Below are 18,446 nucleotides of genomic sequence, written 5' to 3'. Positions count from 1 at the left end.
GATCGGGCGGTTTTTTTTCAGCGGGTCATTCGGTTAGGGAGAATCGGCAGGTGATGGACAGGGCGTCTTTCAGGCTTTGGTAGAGGGTTGCCCGCGCGAGCGCCCCGTCGATCACCGTGCGAGCTTGCGGCTCGTCCATGAATGTGAACAGGTAGGCTTCGACGCGCACCGACGCGATGCGCGCAGTGCCTTCGACGCCGCGCACGCCGAGGGCTGCCAACGGGTTCTCTACGGTTACATGCGCCCTTGCTTCGACGTCCATCAGGTCTTCTCCTCGGCGGTGAAACTCATCGCCGAGGAGAAGCAGGATCTCGGACAGGATGGCGCAGGCGCATTCGTCGAGTGCGCTGAATTCTTCGTCTGCGGGGTCGAAGCTGAGGACGCGGGAGACGGACCTCATGCCGGCGCCGTTGTAGACCTTTACGGCCTCGTCGGTGCGTATCGCGCGATAGGACGCGGTGAAGCGCTGCGACTCCGGAACAGCGGGCTCGGCTTGTCGTTGCGCGTCGTGCGCTTTCGGGGAGTGGGTTCGATCAGGCATGGAATTCGGCTCTCAGTCTGCGCGATGCCTCGACCATGCGCTTCGTTTTCTGCTCGATAAGGTCATAGGTGCTTACCGGGCGGTTGGAAAACGTCGCGAAACCGCAGTCGGGGTTGAGCGCCACGTTGTCGGCGCCTAATGCGCGTGCCGCTTTCCGCCCGCGTTCCATCATAGATTCGACGGGCTCGGTCCGGTCGAGGCGGGGGTTGAGCACGCCCAGCCCCAATGCGAACCTTCCCCGTATGCGCGGGTCGTTCAGGAACGCATCCAGTTCGCCTGCGCGCGGCGTAGAGAACTCGAGTGCCAGCATGCGGGGCGCAGCCTGGGAGAACAGGTCGATCAGCGGGGTGTATGGTCCGGTGAGCAGTATCGATTCGTCGCGGCTCCAGTTTCCGCGGCATACATGCAAGCTTGAGACGGAACGCGACTCATCGACGAAGCCCACGACCCGCTTGATGAGGCTTGCGGCGAATTCGAGCTCTTCGGCCGGGTCTTTGCGCTGGGACAGTGCGGCGCACATGAAGGTGCGCGTCTTGCCCTCGGTGAACACCACTTCGGTGAGGACGGGTTCGTCGAATTGTATGATATCGACGCCCTCATCCTGCAAAGCGCTGATCTCCCGACGGTAGATCTCGAGCACGGCCTCGCCCAAGCGTTCCTTGTCGGGATATCCCTGCGTGCTGAGCGCAGGGAGCCACATGCTTCGGGTGACCAGGTACGGCCCGGGAAGCGTGATCTTCACCGGTTTGTCGGTGAGGCTTTTCAGCAGTCGCAGTTCCTCCAGCACGATGTCGCCCCGATACTCGAGGGTCCCGGTGCAGATGGCGTTTCTGATCGAGGCCGCGGGAACATCCAGCGTATCCAGGATCTCGTCGAAGGCTCGCTTGTCTTCGACGTAGTCCATCATATCGGCCATGCTCATCGGCGTGACGCCGCCGATCTTCTCGGATATGAACGACACGTAGTTATCGCGCGCGATCTCTCCGGAAACGATGACGTCGAGCCCCAGGCGCTCTTGCAGCTTGACGACGCGCTCGGTCTCCTTGCGCACGAGAAGGTCGTACTCCGTCTGCTCGAGGCGACCTGCCGCCAGCAGGCGCCGAGCCCGCATGAGCTCGGCGCTGCGCGGCATGGAGCCCATCAGAGAGGTGAAGAATCGCTCCATGCTATTCTCTCTTCCCTTTCGGTTGCGAATCGGGGGACCTACGGGCGTGCGTTGAACTCGTCGAGGAATCCCATCAGGTCGTTTGCCCGAGTCACCGGACCATAACCCGATGTGCGGCCGGGCACCCACGCGGTGAGACCCTCCATGTCCATGATCTCTTTCTGTTCGGGATCGGAGTAGTCCATGGAAAGCAGGGCGTCGGTGAATGCGGCCAGCGCGTCCTCGTCTACGTCGGGACGGGCGGTGAACAGGCAGTGATCGAATGCGGGCGTGTGGGCGATGACGGTTACCGTGTTTTCGTCGACGGTGCCGTCGGCTATCCAACCTTGGAAGTTCGCTTCGAGTGCGAAGGTGGCGTCCACCTCGCCTGCAACCAGGGCGAACATAGCGTCCTTTTCCCCGCCGACGTGGTCGCCGTGAAGCCCGATCCCGATGTCGAACCGCCGTTCTTCGTAGTCTTTCCCGAAGGCGAGCCCTTCATCGTGGAGAAACGCGATGGGGATCAGGCGAGCCTGAGGGCTGTCTATGGCTCCGAAGCCCACGGTCTTTCCCTTCAGGTCATCGATAGCCTCGATGCCCGAATCGGCTCGTACCGCCAGCACGGTGCGCAGGTCCTGGTCGGTGTTGCGCATACAGCCGTGCTTTTCGGCCCCGGCGAATCGAAGATGCGCATCGAGATGGGCAAGGGGCGAATTCCAGGCGATGTCGATCTCGCCCGATTCCAGCCCGTCGACCTGCAGTTTGTAATCTCGGTAGAACACCGGTTGGATGGGGGCTCCGGCCTTGTCGCAGTATCCTTTGATCAAATCCCAGATGACGGTTACCTTCGGGTCGTATATAACGGCTCCTACCTTCAACGCAGACATAGGCGCTCCTTTCGTCTTTCGCTCGAGATTCGGAGGGACGGCGTGCACCGTCCCTCCGAACGGTTCTTACAGCAGGGGAAGGCCTGCGAGGGCCTTTCCCAGCCACACATGGAGGACGTCGACGCTGGGAGCCATGATCTGGCCGGCGTAGGCGTCGCGCGTCAGGCGTTCGACAGCCGTCGCCCCGTTGTAGGCTTTGCCGCCTCCGACGCGCATGGCGATGCGCGACGCTTCGATGGCGTTTTCGGAGGCGTTGATGCGCGCTGCGATCACCTTGGCCAGAGCGTCGGGCTCTTGCGCTTCCATCGCGCGAGCTGCTTCGACGGTGAGCATCTTCGAGCTTTGGGCCTTGATGTACAGGTCGGACAGGTGGAGCTGGACGGTTTCGATCTGGGTGAGGCTGGTTCCATCGGGATAGGCCCTGCGCTTCGCATGGTCGAGCGCGATCTGGCACTGCTGTTCGGCAAGCCCGGTGTACACTGCGGCCAATCCCAGGATGAAGGGAGGCGCCACCTGCTCGAACACTTGGCTTTCGCCCTCCCCTTCGGCTCCGATGCGCCAAAAGTCCCCAAGTTCGACGTCGTCGAGCTCCATGGGGCACGAGACGTTTCCGCGCATGCCCATGCCGTGCCACGATTCGCTTTTGAATGACAGGCCGGGGGTTTCCAGGGGAACGACCCAGTTGCTGATGCCCTCGGTTCCGTCGGAGGTGTTCGACAGCACCAGGTAGAAGCTTGCGTATTCGGCCGACGTCACCATGGATTTGAGGCCCTTGAGCCGGACGGACCCGTCCGTGCGGGTCGCGGTGGTCTGGGGAAGGTAGAAGTGCGTGCCGGTTCCGAACTCGGAGTAGGCAAGCGCCAGGCATTTGCGGTTTTCGACCACCTCTTCGACGATGCGGGCCTTCAGATCGTCGCCGGCCCTGCACAGGATGGTGAAAAGGGCGACGTTGTGCATCATGTAGCACAGGCCCACGGTCGGGCAGCTTTCGGCGAAGGCGAGGCAAACCTCCTGATGCTCCTTGAGGCCCATGCCCCATCCACCCTGGTTCTTGGGAATGAGCAGGGCGAAGAACCCGGCTTCACCGATTTGGTCGAACAGCTCGGCGGGGAAAGCGCTTTCGCTGTCGATCTTTCCCGCCAAAGGCGCGATATGCTGTTCGGCGAAATCCTTCGCTTTTTGATAACAGTCAGACATCGATCTCTCCCATCGATCGCGTTCATGAAAGGCTTTTTGTCGGGGGATGCCGTCAACCGCGAAGCCGCAAGGCAGAAGAGAAGGCACGCGAAAGGCGGAATCGATTGCTTCCGAGCGCGGGTGCGCTTGGAGTGCGCATACGATGATATGCAGAAGTATGCATAAGAAAGGCGAATGCTATAGCAGAAGTCGCATCCGGACCCTGCTTATATTATTCTCGGTCGACTTGCTGTCAAGCGGTTCGGGCGAGAGAAGTTACCAAACGTTTCCATTGTGTCGGCCCGTGCGAGCGAACGGCTTGAAAAGGAAGGGGGACGGTATCTAGGGCTTCCCCTGGTGGTCGGCGTTTTCTCGCTTGCCGTCAAACCATTGAATTCGGCTTCGGGCGGGACTATACTGGCCGCTCTACCGCGAAACGAAACGACGGTACGGTTCGAAGAAAAGAGGACGCGGCGCCATGAAGCGTTTGCTGGTCGTGGTCGACTTTCAAAAGGATTTCGTCGGGGGGTTCTGCACGCCTGAGAGAGCCGACGAAGTTGACGGGTGCATTGCGGACAAGATCCGCGCGTATCGCGACAACGGGGACAAGATCATCTTCATCTTGGACACGCGCGAAACCGCGTATCTGAACATGCAGGACAGCCACGTGCGCCCGATGCCCCATACCCTGGATGGGATCGGCAACGGACTGTACGGCCAGGTGGCCGAGCTGCGCACCGATATCGACGAGGTGTACTTCAAGGCCTCGTTCGGATCGTCCGACCTGTTCGTCCGTTTGATGAAGGCGCAGAAAGTGGCGGCGTCCATGGGGGTCCTGCCGTTTGTGAGCATCGAAGTGGCGGGGTTGTCCGCAACGAGGTGCCTGCTGTCGAACGTGGTGATAGCCCGCACCGCCTGCCCCGAGGTTCCGGTGATCGTGGATGCGCGCTGCACGGTGGCCCGCGACGAGGATTCGATGCGCAAGGCGCTCGACATCCTTGCCGAGCTGCGCGTTGACGTCCTGAACGCGGATTAGGGCGCGGGCGCCCATCGAAGGAGGCATATGGCCGTCGTCGGCATCCTTTCGGACACGCACGGATTCCTCCCCGATCGGGCCTATATGGCGCTGGGAGGGTGCGACTACATCATCCATGCGGGAGACATCTGCGATCGGACGGTGCTGAGGGATCTGCGCAGCATCCCGGGCGTGCGCGAGGTGTTCGCCGTTCTGGGCAACAACGATCGGGAGGGCGAGTACGGCCCCGAAGTCGGCCGGTTCTCGAAGCCCGTGATCGAAGGAGTGCGGTTCCTTGTAGCGCATTACCCTGACGACGTGCGCATACGTCCCGCAGGTTCGAGCGCCGTGCCTCCGGGAGAACCCGTGCCCGACATCTGCATCCACGGCCACACGCACGTCCCAAGCCTGTTGATGGGCCGCGAGGCCGCTCCGGCGAAGTACGTGCTGTGCCCCGGCTCTGTGAAGCGCCCGCGCGGCGGTTCGTCGGCCTCGGTGGCCTTCGTCGAGGTCGAAGCGGGCCGCATCGTCGATGTGCGCATCCGGCCCCTGTCGGGCGCACGGGGCTGACGAGGACCGCTTCGAGCCGGCGGGAAAGTCCGGCGCGGGACCGTTTCCTCCTGCGTGCCGAACCAAGCGGGGAAACGAAGCGGGGCCCTGCACGGCGATGCGCGCAGGGCCCCGCTGAAGGCGGTTTCGATCCGGGTCGGGCCCGAAGAACTAGTACGCCTTGAAAGCGCTCTTGGGGGCGCCGCAGATGGGGCAGATCTCGAAGTTCTCGCCCTTGTGGATGTAGCCGCAGCCGGGGCACAGGTAGTACGCGTCGTCATCAGCCGCGTCGATATTGTTGTAGGCCTCCAGGTACACCTCGGCGTGGACGGACTCGGCCAGCTTGGCGCGGGTGAACACGGACACGGCCTTCTCGTCGCCCTCTTCGATGGCCTTCTGGATGAAGGCGGGGTACATGTCGGAGGTCTCGTACATCTCGCCGGCGGCCGAGTCGATGAGGTTCAGGTCGGTGGTGACGGGGGCCTTGGCCTCGACGACCGGGCGCTCGTAGTCGGGCTCGGCGGCCTTCACCAGGGCGGCCTCGAGGCGGATGTGGATCTGCTCGGCGTCGGAGGTGGCGCGGAACAGGCGGGCGATCTGGGAATAACCGGCGGCGTCGGCGGCCTCGGCGAACGCGGCGTACTTGGCGGAAGCGCCGGTCTCGCCCATGACGGCGGCCTTCAGGTTCTCAAGCGTGGTGCCCACGGTGGTCTGGGAACCAACGGCGATGTTGAAGTTGGTGGAGTTGCTGGGGGTAGGGAGCTGCTCGCGCACGTTCATCGGCATGAGGCGACCTCGTCTTTCTTTCGATTTGCATTACCGGCGACCCTTTGCCCCTCGCAAAGCGGATCGCCCTGCCCCGATGATACGACCCTTGGGCGGTTAAATGGCGCACAATGTAAATTCACGTAATGTAGTGCAGGATTTGTAACAAATTAGCCAAAGTGTACTCAGAACGCGGATCTTCGGGTTCCGGCGGCCCTCGCTTCCGGTCCGCCGCCTTCTCTTCGAGCTCTCGGCGGATCGCGAGAGCCCCTCCAGCGACCCGGATAGCAAGCCGCTCGGTCCGTTATTATTTCAGTCTGGAAAACGTTGCGCGTATTCTCCTTTAGAATCGACAGATTCGCAGATAATACCGTGCACTGTTGCGATGGAAGGATTCCGATGGATACCGAATCGGCTTGGAAGAGCTACACCGACGAAGACCTCGCCGCGCTCGAGAAGCTTGCGGGCGACTACATAGACTACATCTCCGAGAACAAGATCGAGCGCGAGTTCGCGCGCGCGGCCATACGCGACGCCGAAGCCGCCGGGTACGAGAGCTTGGCCTCGGTGTATCGCGAGGGTCGCGGCCTTAAGGCAGGGGACAAGGTATACGCCCAGATCCACGGCAAGGCGGCCATCCTCGCCCATATCGGCCGCCGACCGCTCGAGCAGGGCATGAACATCCTGGGCGCCCATATCGACTCGCCGCGCCTCGACCTGAAGCAGAACCCCCTGTTCGAGGCGAACGGCCAGGCGCGCCTGGACACGCATTACTACGGCGGCATCAAGAAGTACCAGTGGGTGACGGTGCCGCTGGCCCTGCACGGCGTCGTGGCGAAAAAGGACGGCACGGTGGTCGACGTGGTCATCGGGGAGGACGAGTCCGATCCGGTGTTCTGCGTGACCGATCTGCTGATTCACCTGGCCTCTGCGCAGATGGGCAAGAACGGCAGCGAGGTCGTCGAAGGCGAGGACCTCGACGTGCTGGCGGGCAACCGCCCCTTGGTGATCGAGGCCGCCCAGGGTGACGGTGCCGACGGCACCGACGCGTCGAAGGAGGCCGCCAAGGCCGAGAAAGAGCCGGTGAAGGCCTTCGCGCTTCGGCTCCTCGGCGAGAAATACGGCATCGAGGAGGCCGATTTCCTCTCGGCCGAGATCGAGGTCGTTCCCGCGGGCCGCGCGCGCGAGCTGGGATTCGACCGCAGCATGATCATCGGCTACGGGCAAGACGACAGCGCGTGCGCCTACACCTCGCTGGCAGCGCAGCTGGCCATCGACACTCCCGAGCGCACGGCCCTGTGCGTTTTGGTGGACAAAGAAGAGATCGGCAGCGTCGGCGCAACCGGCATGGCCTCGCAGTTCTTCGAGAATGTCGTGGCCGAGATCATGGAGCTGGCCGGCGAGTCGGGCGACATCCGCCTGCGCCACGCCCTCGCGGCTTCGTCCATGCTGTCTTCCGACGTCTCCGCGGCTTTCGACCCGGCCTACGCGTCGGTGTTCGAGGCGAAAAACGCCGCGTTCCTCGGCCACGGCCTGGTGTTCAACAAGTACACGGGCGCGCGCGGCAAAAGCGGCAGCAACGATGCCAGCGCCGAGTTCGTGGCCGCCATCCGCCGCATCATGGACGACGCGGGCGTGGCGTTCCAGACCGCAGAGCTGGGCAAGGTCGATGCCGGAGGCGGCGGGACCATCGCGTACCTGCCCGCGCGCTACGGCATGAACGTGATAGACTCCGGCGTTGCGGTGCTTTCGATGCATTCTCCGTGGGAGGTCACCAGCAAGGCCGACCTGTACGAAGCCTACAAAGGCTACGTCGCGTTTTTGGAAAACGACCGATAACCCCTCGGTCTTTTCATACAAGCAAGGAAAACTTACGAAACGAAAGGGGGTCCAGTGGAGGAACGAGAGAAATTCGCATCCCGTTTGGGCTTCATTCTCATCAGCGCCGGGTGCGCTATCGGTTTGGGGAACGTGTGGCGGTTCCCGTATATCGTGGGACAGTACGGGGGAGGCGCGTTCGTGCTCCTGTATCTTGTGTTCCTCGTCGCCCTCACGCTTCCCATCGTGGTGATGGAGTTCTCCGTCGGCCGCGCCAGCCAGCGCAGCTACGGTCGTTCGTTCGAGGCGCTTGAACCTGCCGGTTCGCGATGGCACGTGCTGAAGTGGTTCGGGTTCGCCGGCAACTACGTGTTGATGATGTTCTACACGGTGGTGTCCGGTTGGATGCTGAACTACATCTTCAAGAGTGCAACGGGCACGTTCAATGGCCTCGACGCCGCCGGCGTATCCGAGGTGTTCGGAGCTATGCTGTCTAATCCCGTCGAGCTTATCTTCTGGATGGGCGTCGTCGTCATCATCGGCATCCTGTGCACGGCGGCGGGCCTGCGCAACGGGGTCGAGCGCATCACCAAGTACATGATGATCGCCCTGTTCGTGGTTCTGCTGCTGCTGGCCATCCGCTCGGTTACGCTTCCCGGGGCGGCCGAGGGCATCGCGTTCTACCTCACGCCCGACTTCAGCAAGCTGACCGCGAACGGGCTGTCTGGATTCCTCCAGGCGGTGTACGCGGCCATGGGCCAGGCGTTCTTCACCATGTCGGTGGGCATCGGCTCGATGGCGGTGTTCGGAAGCTACATCGATAAGAAGCATTCGCTGACGGGCGAGGCGCTGCGCGTCGGCGGGCTCGACACGTTCGTGGCGATCATGGCCGGCTTCGTGATCTTCCCCGCGTGCTTCGCCTACGGGGTCGACCCCAGCGCGGGCCCGGGCCTGGTGTTCCAGACGCTGCCCGTGGTGTTCGAGGCCATGCCGGGCGGTCAGATGTGGGGCGCCCTGTTCTTCGTGTTCATGTCGTTCGCGGCGCTTTCCACGGTCATCGCCGTGTTCGAGTTCATCATGAGCTTCACCATGGACCAGTGGGGCGTGAGCCGCAGGAAGGCCGTGGCCATCAACGGCACGATGATCTTCCTTCTGGCGCTGCCCTGCGCGCTGGGATTCAACGTGCTTTCGGGCGTCGTCGTTCCCGGTATCGGCGATATCCAGGGCGTCGAGGACTTCATCGTCTCGAACAACCTGTTGCCCATCGGTTCGCTTCTGGTGTTGCTGTTCTGCACGCGCAAGGGCGGCTGGGGTTGGCAGAACTTCATCGCCGAGGCCGATACGGGCAACGGCGTGAAATTCCCCAAGAGGCTGTTCTGGTTCGTGAAGTACGTGGTGCCGTTCATGATCGGCTTCATCATCGTGATGGGCTACATCCCCATCGTGTCGAAGTGGATCGGCGTCGCTTAGTCGGCGAGGTTTCCATCAGGCGGCCTGCGCCGATGGATAGGCGGCGGTTCTGCCGAGATGGAGCCTGCCGGTTAGCGGGTCTATGCTAGTCGATGCGGGCTTGGTCGCCCCGGGGCAAAAGCTCCGGGGCGACTTCTCGTTTTGGCCGAAGGTTCTTGCTTCGCAGCGACCCTTGTCTCGAACCGGCCCCTGCCCCTGCCCCTACCCTGCCCCTGCCAAAAAACGGCCGGTTTGCATCGGCTTGCGTGAAAAACCCTTTCGTTTGTCAAAAAACGGCGGGTTTGCATTCGCGGTCGGCCCTTTGAGGGCTGTCTGGTCCGTCAGAAGTCGGGGCTCTTCGCCACATTGGACTAAAAGACCAGGTAGGGCGGTTGGGTAAGAACAGCCTCGTTTGCATGCCAATGCAAACCGGGGTTTTTCTGACAGGATCGCCTCTTTCGGGTGCGAGCCAATGCAAACCGGCCGTTTTTTGGCAGGGGCAGGGTAGGGGCAGAGGCGGGGACGGGAGCATCGACAAGAACGCGTCGCGCGGTCTCGCCGGTTCGCATGCTTGCCGGTGCGGGGATCGAGGCGCCCAGCGCGCAAAGAAAAAGGGGGCGGCTTGCAAGCCGCCCCCTTCCGCATGCCGGGCTTTCGAGGGGAAGGAGATAACCCGCTCGACAAGCGCGACCTGCTCGGTGGCTATCCGACCAGCACCTGGGCTACCAGCAGGATGCAGCCGAACACGCTGAGGAACGCGACCATGGGCCAAACGAACTTGAACCAGTGCGAGTACTTCATGTCCAGCATCTGCAGCGTCGCCATAACCAGGCCGGTGGGCGCGAGGAACAGCATGGCGTACTGGCCCCAGTTGTACGCGCAGATGATGGCCGACCGATCGATGCCCACCGTATCCGCCAGCGGCGCAAGGATGGGCATGGCAAGCACGGCCAGGCCGGACGAGGACGGGACGATGAATCCCAGCAGGAAGAACAGCAGGAACATCATCACGATGAACAGCGGGCCGTTCATCCCGGCGACGAGGTTCGACGCGTTGTAGAGGATGGTGTCGGACACCAGGCCGTTTTCCAGAACCAGGTTGATGCCGCGCGCGAGGCCGATGATCAGCGACACGCCCACCATGCTCGAGGCGCCGGCGGTGAACGCTTCGGTGCAGGCCTTCTCGTCTTTGCCCGAGATCAGCATGCAGACGATGGTGACCGCCAGGAACATGGCCGCCATCTGGGGGAACCACCAATGCAGCGCCATAACGCCGACTACCATCAGCACAAACGATGCGACGAACAGGGCGAGGATGATCTTCTTGCGCGCGTTGAAGATGGCGACTTCGGGATCGTCGGCCGAGCCCATCGAGTACAGCTCGGCGAAATGCTCGCGGTCCTCATAGGTGTAGGAGAACTCGGGGTTCGCCTTGAGCTTCTTGCAGTACCAGTACAGGTACGCGATCACCACGATACCGCCGACCACGAGGCCGCCGATGCGCCATTCGATCCCCTCGGTGAACGTCGTGCCCGCGGCGTTCGCTGCGATGACGACCGAGAAGGGGTTGATGGTGGAAAACGCCGTGCCCATGGAACCCGCCAGGAAGATGGCACCCACCGACACGATCGAGTCGTACCCGAGGGCGAGGAACAGCGGCACGAGGATGGGGTAGAACGCCACGGCCTCTTCTTCAAGGCCGCAGGTGGTTCCGCCGATGAGCATGAACACCGACACTGCGAAGACCAGCGCGAACTCGCGGCCCTTGGTCTTGCGGGTGAGGGCGAGCAGGCCGGCTTCGAAGGCCCCGGTCATGCGCACGAATCCGATGAAGCCTCCCAACACGAAGATGAACACCATGATGTCGACGCCGTTGATGGTGCCGTTCACCATGGCCAGCGTGATGTCGGAGGCGCCCATGGCGTGCTGGGGAAGCTCGGTGTAGGTGCCCGGGATGGATACGGGCTTGGTGATGGCGCCCTCGACGAACTTGCTGACGTCGACCTCCATGTCGGCGGTGACGGGGTTCTCGGCGAGAGCCTCCTGCGTCGCCGGCATGTGGGTCATGGTGCCGTCGGGTGCGGTGATGACCAGATCGGCGCTCACCTTGTCGTACGAGAGCTTCGAGTAGGATCCTGCGGGAATGAACTGGGTGGCCAGAACGGCGAGGATCGTCAGAACGAACAATATGGTGAAGGCGGTGGGGAAGGAAAGCTTGAATTTCTTTTTCGGGGGAGCGGCTGCCCCTCCGTCCGTAGCAGTGGCTGCATGAGCCATGATGGTCCCTCCTATGGTTTCGACGTGCGGCGGGCGGGTTGATCGGCTGCCCGCCGCACTTCCCTTGATGTGGCTGAAAACGCGGCATCGAACGCACCGGGCGGAAGATGGCGCGCTTTCAGCTGCGGTGCAGGCCCTTGCGGGCGCATCCGCCGGCCCGAGTCCCTTATCACGGGCCGGCGCGTCGGGCTTTTAGTCCACCGTGATGACCGTGCCGGTCCTCCCGCCGATGGCGTCCTTGGCCCTCTCCAGCGAGGTGATGACCGCCCTGCCCGAGGGGCAGTCGGCCAGGTACTCCAGGCAGGCCTGGACCTTGGGCAGCATCGAGCCGGGGGCGAACTGGCCGTCGGCGATGTGGCGCTCGGCCTCGGCGACCGACATATGGTCGAGGGCCTCCTGCTCGGGCGTGTTGAAGTTCACGCAGACCTTCTCGACGGCCGTGAGGATGATGAGGGCGTCGGCCCCGAAGTCGGCGGCCATGCGGGCGCTGGAGCGGTCCTTGTCGATGACGGCGGGAACGCCCTCGTAGCCGGACCCCCGGTCGAACACGGGGACCCCGCCGCCGCCGGCGGCCACCACGATGTAGCCGGCCTCGACCAGGTCGCGCACCGCGTCGAACTCGACGATGCGCACGGGGCGGGGCGAGGCGACGACCTGGCGCCAGCCGCGCCCGGCGTCCTCCCTGTAGGCGTACCCCGTCTCGGCGGCCTTGGCGCGGGCCTCCCCCTCGGTGAGGAAGGCGCCCACCGGCTTGGTGGGGTTCTCGAAGGCCGGGTCGTCGGCCGAGACCACCGTCTGGGTGACGACGTTGGCCGTCGAGCGGTCGATGCCGCGGCGGCGCAGCTCGTTGAGGATCGCCTGGGACAGGTGGTAGCCGATGTAGCCCTGGCTCATGGCGCCGGCCTCGGGGAACGGGATGTCGGGGGTCTTGCCGTCGCGGGCGGCGGCGAAGTCGCAGGCGTTCTTGATCATGCCGACCTGCGGGCCGTTGCCGTGGCTGACGACGACGTTGACGCCCTCGGCGACCAGGTCGACGATGCAGGCGGCGGTGTGGCGCACGAGCTCGAGCTGCTCGGCGGGGGTGTCGCCCAGGGCGTTGCCGCCCAGCGCGATGACGACCGTCTGGCCGTCTCCCTTCTCGTAGGGCATGGTAATCCTCCTAAATGCCCGGGCGGCCCATCGCCGCCTGGCGCAGTAGCGTTGTCGAAAGGGCGGTCTACTTGAGGGTCGCGTACATGACGGCCTTGATGGTGTGCATGCGGTTCTCGGCCTCGTCGAAGACCTTGGAGCGCTTGGACTCGAACACCTCGTCGGAGACCTCCATCTCGGTGATGCCGAACTGCTCGGCCTTCTCGGCACCGACGGTGGTGTTGGTGTCGTGGAAGGCGGGCAGGCAGTGCAGGAAGATGGCGTCGTCGCTGGCGTAGCCCATGACCTCCTCGGTCACGCGGTAGGGCTCGAGGTTCCTGATGCGCTCGGCCCAGACCTCGTCGGGCTCGCCCATCGACACCCACACGTCGGCGTAGATCACGTCGGCGCCGGTGCAGGCCTCCCTGGGGTCCTCGGTCAGCTTGACGGTGCAGCCGTTCTCGGCGGCGATGGCCGAGCACTCCTCGACGAGGGCGGGGTCGGGCCAGTTGGTCTTCGGCGCGCAGCCCACGAAGTTCATGCCGAGCTTGGCGCACACGACCATCATCGAGCGGGCGACGTTGTTGGCGGCGTCGGCCATGAACACGACCGTGCGGCCCTTGAGGTCGTAGTTGAAGTTCTCCTGCATGGTCAGCACGTCGGCGAGCATCTGGGTGGGGTGCCACAGGTCGGTCAGGCCGTTCCACACCGGCACGCCGGCCTTGGCGGCGAGCTCCTCGACGTCCTCCTGGGCGAAGCCGCGGAACTCGATGCCGTCGTACATGCGCCCGAGCACGCGGGCGGTGTCCTCGATGGACTCCTTCTTGCCCATCTGCGAGCTGCCCGGGTCGAGGTAGGTCACGCCCATGCCCAGGTCCATGCCGCCGACCTCGAAGGCGCAGCGGGTGCGGGTGGAGGTCTTCTGGAACAGCAGCACGATGTTCTTGCCCTCCAGGTAGCGGTGGGGCACGCCGGCGCGCTTCATGTCCTTGAAGTTCTTCGAGAGCTTCAGCAGGTACTCGATCTCCTCGGTGGAGAAGTCGAGCAGGCGGATGAAGCTGCGGCCGCTGAGGTTGACGCCCATGGTGGTTCCTTTCTCCTTCGGTGCCCGCGCCATATCGCGCGGGCGGTTTCCGTTGGGCGGCGGGTCCTCCTTTGTCCTGTGGGCGTTTTCGCCTGTCGGGCCCTGTCGCACTCCGCCGTCCGTTCCCTCTGCGATGAATGTAGGGAAAGCCGAGCGGGAAAAACACGTTTAATTTGGTTGGCCCAAGGGGTTTAAAGTGGGTGTAGACTGCTAAGCCAGCGGATATAATGCCCCTATTATTCAAAACCGAGCAGCGTCAGCGCGCATGAATGCTCGCTGCGTCCGCACGGCCCGGATCTGCGTTTTATCGTCAGGAGGCTTGGTTGGAGCTTGCGCTGTTCTATTTTACGTGCGTCGTGCTGCTTGTCAGCGTGGGGTCGTTTTCGCTTTGCCTCTCGACGTTCATCGTCACCCGCCGCAAGACCTACGGCCTCGCTGCGGTAGCCTTCCTTTCGTACTTCTTCGACGTCCTGATGGTGTTCCAGGACTACTATCTGTTCAGCGGGTCGTTCCACGAGATCGCCGACGCCTACTACGTGGGACAGCCCTTCGGGCTTTTGGTGACCGGGCTGGGCGTCCTGGCGTCGATCTGGCTCATCGTGTGCGTCTCCCTCGACATCCGCCATCCGGCGTGGCTGATCGGCCCGTGCGTTGCGTTCTGCCTGGCCAGCGCCGCTGTGTGGGGGTTGCTTCCGCCGGGTAACGTCAGGCTGTTCGCCTTCGTGACCATGAGGGAGGCGTTCCTGCTGTGGTCGCTTGCGGTGTTCTTCGCCAAAACGGCCCTGTCCAGCGATGCGTTCCGCTCGCGCATGCGCAAGCGCATTCCGTTTTTCGCGGTGGGGGCCCTGCTGGTGGTGTGCGTCGTCGTCGAAAACGTGCTCACCATGTTCGTCGTTCCCAGCGACGGGCTGCTGACGGGGCTGGTCGCCATCCTTCCCGAGCGCAATATCGCGGAAAACGTCTTGCTTTTGTGGTGCGCGGCCTGGATATGGATGGAATGCTACCGCGTTCTCAGCATCCATTTCAGGCAGCCTCCCGTCATGAGCGAGCAGCGGGGCCTCGAGGCCATCCACGCCGGAATCGACCTGTACGCCGAGCGGCTTCGGCTCACCGGCAGGGAGAAAGACGTGCTGCTCCTCGTCCTTCAGGGCAAGGACAACCAAAACATCGCCTCGGAGCTCCAGCTTTCCCCCAGCACGGTGAAAGTGCACGTCCACAACATCCTCAAGAAAGCCAACCGCGGCAACCGCCAAGAGCTCATAAGCGACTTCATGGCGAACAGCTAGGCCTTCTTTGCCGCTGCCGACCTGCGGCGCAGCCTTTTCCCCGGATGCGTTTTTGCTGAAAGGCCAAAGGTCGCGCGGTTGCGGGGCGCCCTGCGGGCTATACTGTTCCGAATATGTCGGCGGCAGTCATGGAGAGTGGATAGGAGCGCAATCAATGGCCATTTATTTCGATGAACCATCCCGTACCTTCAACGAGTACCTGTTGGTTCCCGGGTACACCTCATCGAAGCACGTTCCCGAAAACGTCAGCCTGAAAACTCCGTTGACGAAGTACCGTCGCGGCGAGGAGGAGCCCGCCATCTCGCTGGGCATCCCCATGGTGTCTGCGGTCATGCAGGCCGTTTCCGATGACAAGATGGCCATCGCCCTGGCGACCGAGGGCGGCCTGTCGTTCATCTACGGCTCCCAGACCGTCGAGGACCAGGCGGCTATGGTCGCGCGCGTGAAGGACTACAAGGCCGGCTTCGTCACCAGCGACGCCAACCTGTCTCCCGACATGACGCTTGCCGACGTGGTCGCCCTGCGCGACCGGCTGGGCCATTCCACCATGCCCGTCACCGCCGACGGCGGGGCGCACGGCAAGCTGGTGGGCATCGTCACCGAGCGCGATTACCGCCTGTCCCGCATGTCGCTCGACGAGAAGGTGTCGGACTTCATGACGCCGCGCGAGAAGCTCATCGTCGCTCCCGCGGACACCACGCTGAAGGCGGCCAACGACATCATCTGGGAGCACAAGCTGAACTCGCTGCCTTTGGTGGACGATCAGGACAACCTCATGTACCTGGTGTTCCGCAAGGACTACGCTTCCCATAAGTCCAACCCCAACGAGATGCTCGACGTGCACAAGCGCTACATGGTGGGCGCCGGCATCAACACGCGCGACTACGCCGAGCGCGTTCCCGCCCTGATCGAGGCGGGCGCCGACGTTTTGTGCATTGACAGCTCCGAGGGCTACTCGGATTGGCAGAAGTTCACGCTGGCCTGGATCCGCGAGAACTACGGCGACACGGTGAAGGTGGGCGCGGGCAACGTGGTGGACGCCGAGGGCTTCCGCTTCCTCGCCGAAGCCGGCGCCGACTTCATCAAGATCGGCATCGGCGGCGGCTCCATCTGCATCACGCGCGAGCAGAAGGGCATCGGGCGCGGCCAGGCCACGGCCACCATCGAAGTGGCCAAGGCGCGCGACGAGTACTTCGAGGAGACGGGCGTCTACATCCCGCTGTGCTCCGATGGCGGCATCGTGTACGACCACCACATCACGCTGGCGCTGGCCATGGGGTCCGACTTCGTCATGCTGGGCCGCTACTTCGCCCGCTTCGACGAGAGCCCCACGAACCGCGTGAACGTCAACGGCAGCTACATGAAGGAGTACTGGGGCGAAGGGTCGGCCCGCGCCCGCAACTGGCAGCGCTACGATTTGGGCGGCGATAAGAAGGGCATGACCTTCGAGGAGGGCGTGGACAGCTACGTCCCCTACGCCGGCCCGCTGAAGGACAACGTCGCCGTCACGCTCGCCAAGGTCAAATCGACCATGTGCAATTGCGGGGCCATCACCATCCCCGAGCTTCAGCAGAAGGCGAAGCTCACGGTGGTCAGCTCGACGTCCATCGTCGAGGGCGGCGCGCACGACGTGCTGCTGAAGGACAAGTCGGGTTATTCTTCGACGTCAAACTAGGTTTTAGCCGAACGGACCGGCGCCACGGCGCCGGTTTTCGTCGCAGGGCGCGGTTGCGCTTTACTGGGAAGGATCCGCATGCGCGTTATGGCGCTCGATATCGGGGAGGTGCGCGTGGGAATCGCGATCAGCGATCCTGCGGAAAAAGTCGCGTCTCCGGTGGCCGTCCTTCCCGCTGCCGAGGTGCGGTCGTGCGCGCGCACGTTCAGGCGCGTGCTGGACGACTGGGAGCCCGAGCTTCTTCTCTGCGGCCTGCCGAAAAGCCTGTCGGGAGAAGAGGGGCCCCAGGCCAAGCGCATCCGGGCGTTTGCCCAGGAGGTGTCCGCCTCGTGCGGCCTTCCCTGCGTTTTCGCCGACGAGCGCCTATCCTCGCAGGAGGCGAAGCGATCGCTGCGGGCCGAGGGCCTCAGCGAGAAGGCGATGCGCGGCAAGGTGGACATGGTGGCCGCCAGCCTGTTCCTGCAGGCCTGGCTGGACTCCCGCCCAACGCGAAACGAACAACAGTAAAGGAGCAGCATGCCTTTCCGTAAGAACGCAACGTACTCGCAGCGACCCAGCCATGCGGCTCGGGCGGCTCACGCCAAGGGCGAGCGCATGTTCAGGAACTACGACACAACTGCCATCCAGCCGAAGCGCAGCCCCGTTCCCGCCGTCGCGGCGCTCGTCGCGGTGGTGGCGGTTCTTGCGGTGGTCATCTACCTTGTTGCGTCGTTCGTCACCGGCGGATTCTCCGATTCGAAACTGCTTCCCGAAGGCGAGACGGCCACGATCGTGGTTTCCGAGGGCGAAGGGGCCCAGGCCATCGGCCAGTCGCTTTCCGACGCGCGCCTCGTCGGATCGGTGTCGGCCTTCACCGATCGCGTGAACGCCCTGAACGCCGGATCGTCGCTCAAGCCGGGCACCTACGAGATAGCCGGGGGAACCTCGGTCGACGACATCGTGAACATGCTGGTGGCCGGCCCTAAGGAGACGACGTTCACCATTCCCGAAGGGTCGACTCTGAAAAACACCGCCGACATCATCGAGAATTCGACGGGCGGGGTGGTGACGGCGGCCGATTTCGTGAAGGCCGCTTCCGATGCCAGCGCCTACGCCTCCGACTATCCCTTCCTCAAAGACGCCGGCAGCAAGTCGCTCGAGGGCTTCCTGTTCCCCAAGACCTACGCGTTCACGTCTTCGTCGACGGCCGACTCGCTGGTGCGGGCCATGCTCGATCAGTTCGGAACCGAGACTGCGGGCTTGGATTTCTCGTATCCCCAGTCCAAGGGCCTAAGCGTGTACGATGCGCTGAAGCTTGCCTCGATCGTGGAGAAGGAGTCCGACGCCGATCATCGCGCGACGGTGGCGAGCGTGTTCTACAACCGCCTGGCCGGCAACATGCGCCTGCAGTCCGATGCCACGGTGGCCTACTTCGTGGGGCATGACCCCACCGCGGCCGACGTGGCCACGCCCGATCCGTACAACACCTACACCATCGACGGATTGACGCCGACGCCCATCTGCGCGCCCAGCATCGAGTCGCTTGCGGCGGTGTGTTCGCCCGAAGAGACCTCGTATCTGTACTTCTACTTCGCCAAAGACGATTCGGGCGTCATGCAGTACTACTTCAGCGAGACGTACGAGCAGCACGAGGCGACGTACGCGTAAAGGAG

General features: G+C 63.5%; 16 protein-coding genes. 8 read left to right on the top strand and 8 right to left on the bottom strand.

Annotated elements, in window-relative coordinates; genetic code table 11:
• Positions 1–25: 25 nt before the first annotated feature.
• The 4 genes from JI75_RS08360 to JI75_RS08345 all read right to left on the bottom strand — a co-directional run bounded on the left by JI75_RS08360 (position 26) and on the right by JI75_RS08345 (position 3,769).
• Positions 26–541, bottom strand: a complete 516-nt coding sequence (locus JI75_RS08360) for a hypothetical protein (protein ID WP_039690130.1) — start codon at positions 539–541, stop codon at positions 26–28.
• Positions 534–1,706 (bottom strand): cobalamin-independent methionine synthase II family protein, encoded by a 1,173-nt coding sequence (locus tag JI75_RS08355; protein WP_039690129.1) that lies wholly within the window; start codon positions 1,704–1,706, stop codon positions 534–536. The genes JI75_RS08360 and JI75_RS08355 overlap by 8 nt, the downstream gene beginning before the upstream one ends.
• 38 nt (positions 1,707–1,744) lie before the next feature.
• Positions 1,745–2,572 (bottom strand): phosphate/phosphite/phosphonate ABC transporter substrate-binding protein, encoded by an 828-nt coding sequence (locus JI75_RS08350; protein ID WP_039690128.1) that lies wholly within the window; start codon positions 2,570–2,572, stop codon positions 1,745–1,747.
• Between the two features lie 66 nt (positions 2,573–2,638).
• Complete coding sequence (locus tag JI75_RS08345) at positions 2,639–3,769, bottom strand: acyl-CoA dehydrogenase family protein (RefSeq protein ID WP_039690127.1); 1,131 nt, start codon at positions 3,767–3,769, stop codon at positions 2,639–2,641.
• Positions 3,770–4,226: 457 nt separating this feature from the next.
• Here JI75_RS08345 and JI75_RS08340 point away from each other — a divergent pair, with 457 nt between their 5' ends.
• Together JI75_RS08340 and JI75_RS08335 are read left to right on the top strand one after the other, a co-directional pair.
• Positions 4,227–4,784, top strand: a complete 558-nt coding sequence (locus JI75_RS08340) for a cysteine hydrolase family protein (RefSeq protein ID WP_039690126.1) — start codon at positions 4,227–4,229, stop codon at positions 4,782–4,784.
• Between the two features lie 27 nt (positions 4,785–4,811).
• The gene (locus JI75_RS08335; protein WP_039690125.1) at positions 4,812–5,333 is read left to right on the top strand and encodes a metallophosphoesterase family protein; all 522 of its coding nucleotides are present in this window, start codon (positions 4,812–4,814) and stop codon (positions 5,331–5,333) included.
• Positions 5,334–5,483: 150 nt separating this feature from the next.
• On the opposite strand, the gene ngr is transcribed toward JI75_RS08335, so the two are convergent.
• Positions 5,484–6,098: a nigerythrin gene (gene ngr / locus JI75_RS08330; RefSeq protein ID WP_240993171.1), complete on the bottom strand. Its 615-nt coding sequence runs from the start codon at positions 6,096–6,098 to the stop codon at positions 5,484–5,486.
• 378 nt (positions 6,099–6,476) lie between these two features.
• On the opposite strand from ngr, the gene JI75_RS08325 reads away from it, so the two are divergent.
• Together JI75_RS08325 and JI75_RS08320 are read left to right on the top strand one after the other, a co-directional pair.
• Entirely contained in the window at positions 6,477–7,916 is a 1,440-nt protein-coding gene (locus tag JI75_RS08325; RefSeq protein ID WP_039690124.1) for an aminopeptidase, read from the top strand.
• A 54-nt stretch (positions 7,917–7,970) separates the two neighbouring features.
• Positions 7,971–9,365 (top strand): sodium-dependent transporter, encoded by a 1,395-nt coding sequence (locus JI75_RS08320; protein WP_039690123.1) that lies wholly within the window; start codon positions 7,971–7,973, stop codon positions 9,363–9,365.
• Between the two features lie 681 nt (positions 9,366–10,046).
• Here the strand turns inward: JI75_RS08320 and JI75_RS08315 are convergent.
• From JI75_RS08315 to argF, 3 genes are all read right to left on the bottom strand, one after another.
• Complete coding sequence (locus JI75_RS08315; RefSeq protein ID WP_039690122.1) at positions 10,047–11,621, bottom strand: YfcC family protein; 1,575 nt, start codon at positions 11,619–11,621, stop codon at positions 10,047–10,049.
• A 192-nt stretch (positions 11,622–11,813) separates the two neighbouring features.
• The gene (gene arcC, locus JI75_RS08310; protein WP_039689401.1) at positions 11,814–12,770 is read right to left on the bottom strand and encodes a carbamate kinase; all 957 of its coding nucleotides are present in this window, start codon (positions 12,768–12,770) and stop codon (positions 11,814–11,816) included.
• Between the two features lie 67 nt (positions 12,771–12,837).
• Entirely contained in the window at positions 12,838–13,833 is a 996-nt protein-coding gene (argF, locus tag JI75_RS08305; protein WP_039689402.1) for an ornithine carbamoyltransferase, read from the bottom strand.
• Between the two features lie 269 nt (positions 13,834–14,102).
• On the opposite strand from argF, the gene JI75_RS08300 reads away from it, so the two are divergent.
• The 4 genes from JI75_RS08300 to mltG all read left to right on the top strand — a co-directional run bounded on the left by JI75_RS08300 (position 14,103) and on the right by mltG (position 18,441).
• Complete coding sequence (locus JI75_RS08300) at positions 14,103–15,119, top strand: helix-turn-helix transcriptional regulator (protein WP_082019841.1); 1,017 nt, start codon at positions 14,103–14,105, stop codon at positions 15,117–15,119.
• A 154-nt stretch (positions 15,120–15,273) separates the two neighbouring features.
• The gene (locus JI75_RS08295; RefSeq protein ID WP_039690120.1) at positions 15,274–16,794 is read left to right on the top strand and encodes an IMP dehydrogenase; all 1,521 of its coding nucleotides are present in this window, start codon (positions 15,274–15,276) and stop codon (positions 16,792–16,794) included.
• A gap of 78 nt (positions 16,795–16,872) precedes the next feature.
• On the top strand, positions 16,873–17,301 hold the full coding sequence (ruvX, locus tag JI75_RS08290; protein ID WP_039690119.1) for a Holliday junction resolvase RuvX: 429 nt from the start codon (positions 16,873–16,875) through the stop codon (positions 17,299–17,301).
• Positions 17,302–17,310: 9 nt separating this feature from the next.
• The gene (gene mltG, locus JI75_RS08285) at positions 17,311–18,441 is read left to right on the top strand and encodes an endolytic transglycosylase MltG (RefSeq protein ID WP_039690118.1); all 1,131 of its coding nucleotides are present in this window, start codon (positions 17,311–17,313) and stop codon (positions 18,439–18,441) included.
• Positions 18,442–18,446 lie beyond the last annotated feature (5 nt).

The sequence above is a fragment of the Berryella intestinalis genome (assembly GCF_000814825.1).
GTDB classification, from domain to species: Bacteria; Actinomycetota; Coriobacteriia; order Coriobacteriales; family Eggerthellaceae; genus Berryella; species Berryella intestinalis.
Note: the sequence above shows the minus strand (reverse complement) of the source record. Positions and strands in the feature narration are given on the sequence as shown.

Excerpts from the sequence above, each read along its gene's own strand:
- argF (WP_039689402.1), bottom strand. The coding sequence starts at position 13,833 with ATGGGCGTCAACCTCAGCGGCCGCAGCTTCATCCGCCTGCTCGACTTC.
- JI75_RS08360 (WP_039690130.1), bottom strand. The coding sequence starts at position 541 with ATGCCTGATCGAACCCACTCCCCGAAAGCGCACGACGCGCAACGACAA.
- mltG (WP_039690118.1), top strand. The coding sequence starts at position 17,311 with ATGCCTTTCCGTAAGAACGCAACGTACTCGCAGCGACCCAGCCATGCG.
- JI75_RS08295 (WP_039690120.1), top strand. The coding sequence starts at position 15,274 with ATGGCCATTTATTTCGATGAACCATCCCGTACCTTCAACGAGTACCTG.
- JI75_RS08315 (WP_039690122.1), bottom strand. The coding sequence starts at position 11,621 with ATGGCTCATGCAGCCACTGCTACGGACGGAGGGGCAGCCGCTCCCCCG.
- JI75_RS08350 (WP_039690128.1), bottom strand. The coding sequence starts at position 2,572 with ATGTCTGCGTTGAAGGTAGGAGCCGTTATATACGACCCGAAGGTAACC.
- JI75_RS08325 (WP_039690124.1), top strand. The coding sequence starts at position 6,477 with ATGGATACCGAATCGGCTTGGAAGAGCTACACCGACGAAGACCTCGCC.
- JI75_RS08345 (WP_039690127.1), bottom strand. The coding sequence starts at position 3,769 with ATGTCTGACTGTTATCAAAAAGCGAAGGATTTCGCCGAACAGCATATC.
- JI75_RS08335 (WP_039690125.1), top strand. The coding sequence starts at position 4,812 with ATGGCCGTCGTCGGCATCCTTTCGGACACGCACGGATTCCTCCCCGAT.
- JI75_RS08355 (WP_039690129.1), bottom strand. The coding sequence starts at position 1,706 with ATGGAGCGATTCTTCACCTCTCTGATGGGCTCCATGCCGCGCAGCGCC.
- ngr (WP_240993171.1), bottom strand. The coding sequence starts at position 6,098 with ATGCCGATGAACGTGCGCGAGCAGCTCCCTACCCCCAGCAACTCCACC.
- JI75_RS08340 (WP_039690126.1), top strand. The coding sequence starts at position 4,227 with ATGAAGCGTTTGCTGGTCGTGGTCGACTTTCAAAAGGATTTCGTCGGG.
- ruvX (WP_039690119.1), top strand. The coding sequence starts at position 16,873 with ATGCGCGTTATGGCGCTCGATATCGGGGAGGTGCGCGTGGGAATCGCG.
- arcC (WP_039689401.1), bottom strand. The coding sequence starts at position 12,770 with ATGCCCTACGAGAAGGGAGACGGCCAGACGGTCGTCATCGCGCTGGGC.
- JI75_RS08300 (WP_082019841.1), top strand. The coding sequence starts at position 14,103 with ATGCTCGCTGCGTCCGCACGGCCCGGATCTGCGTTTTATCGTCAGGAG.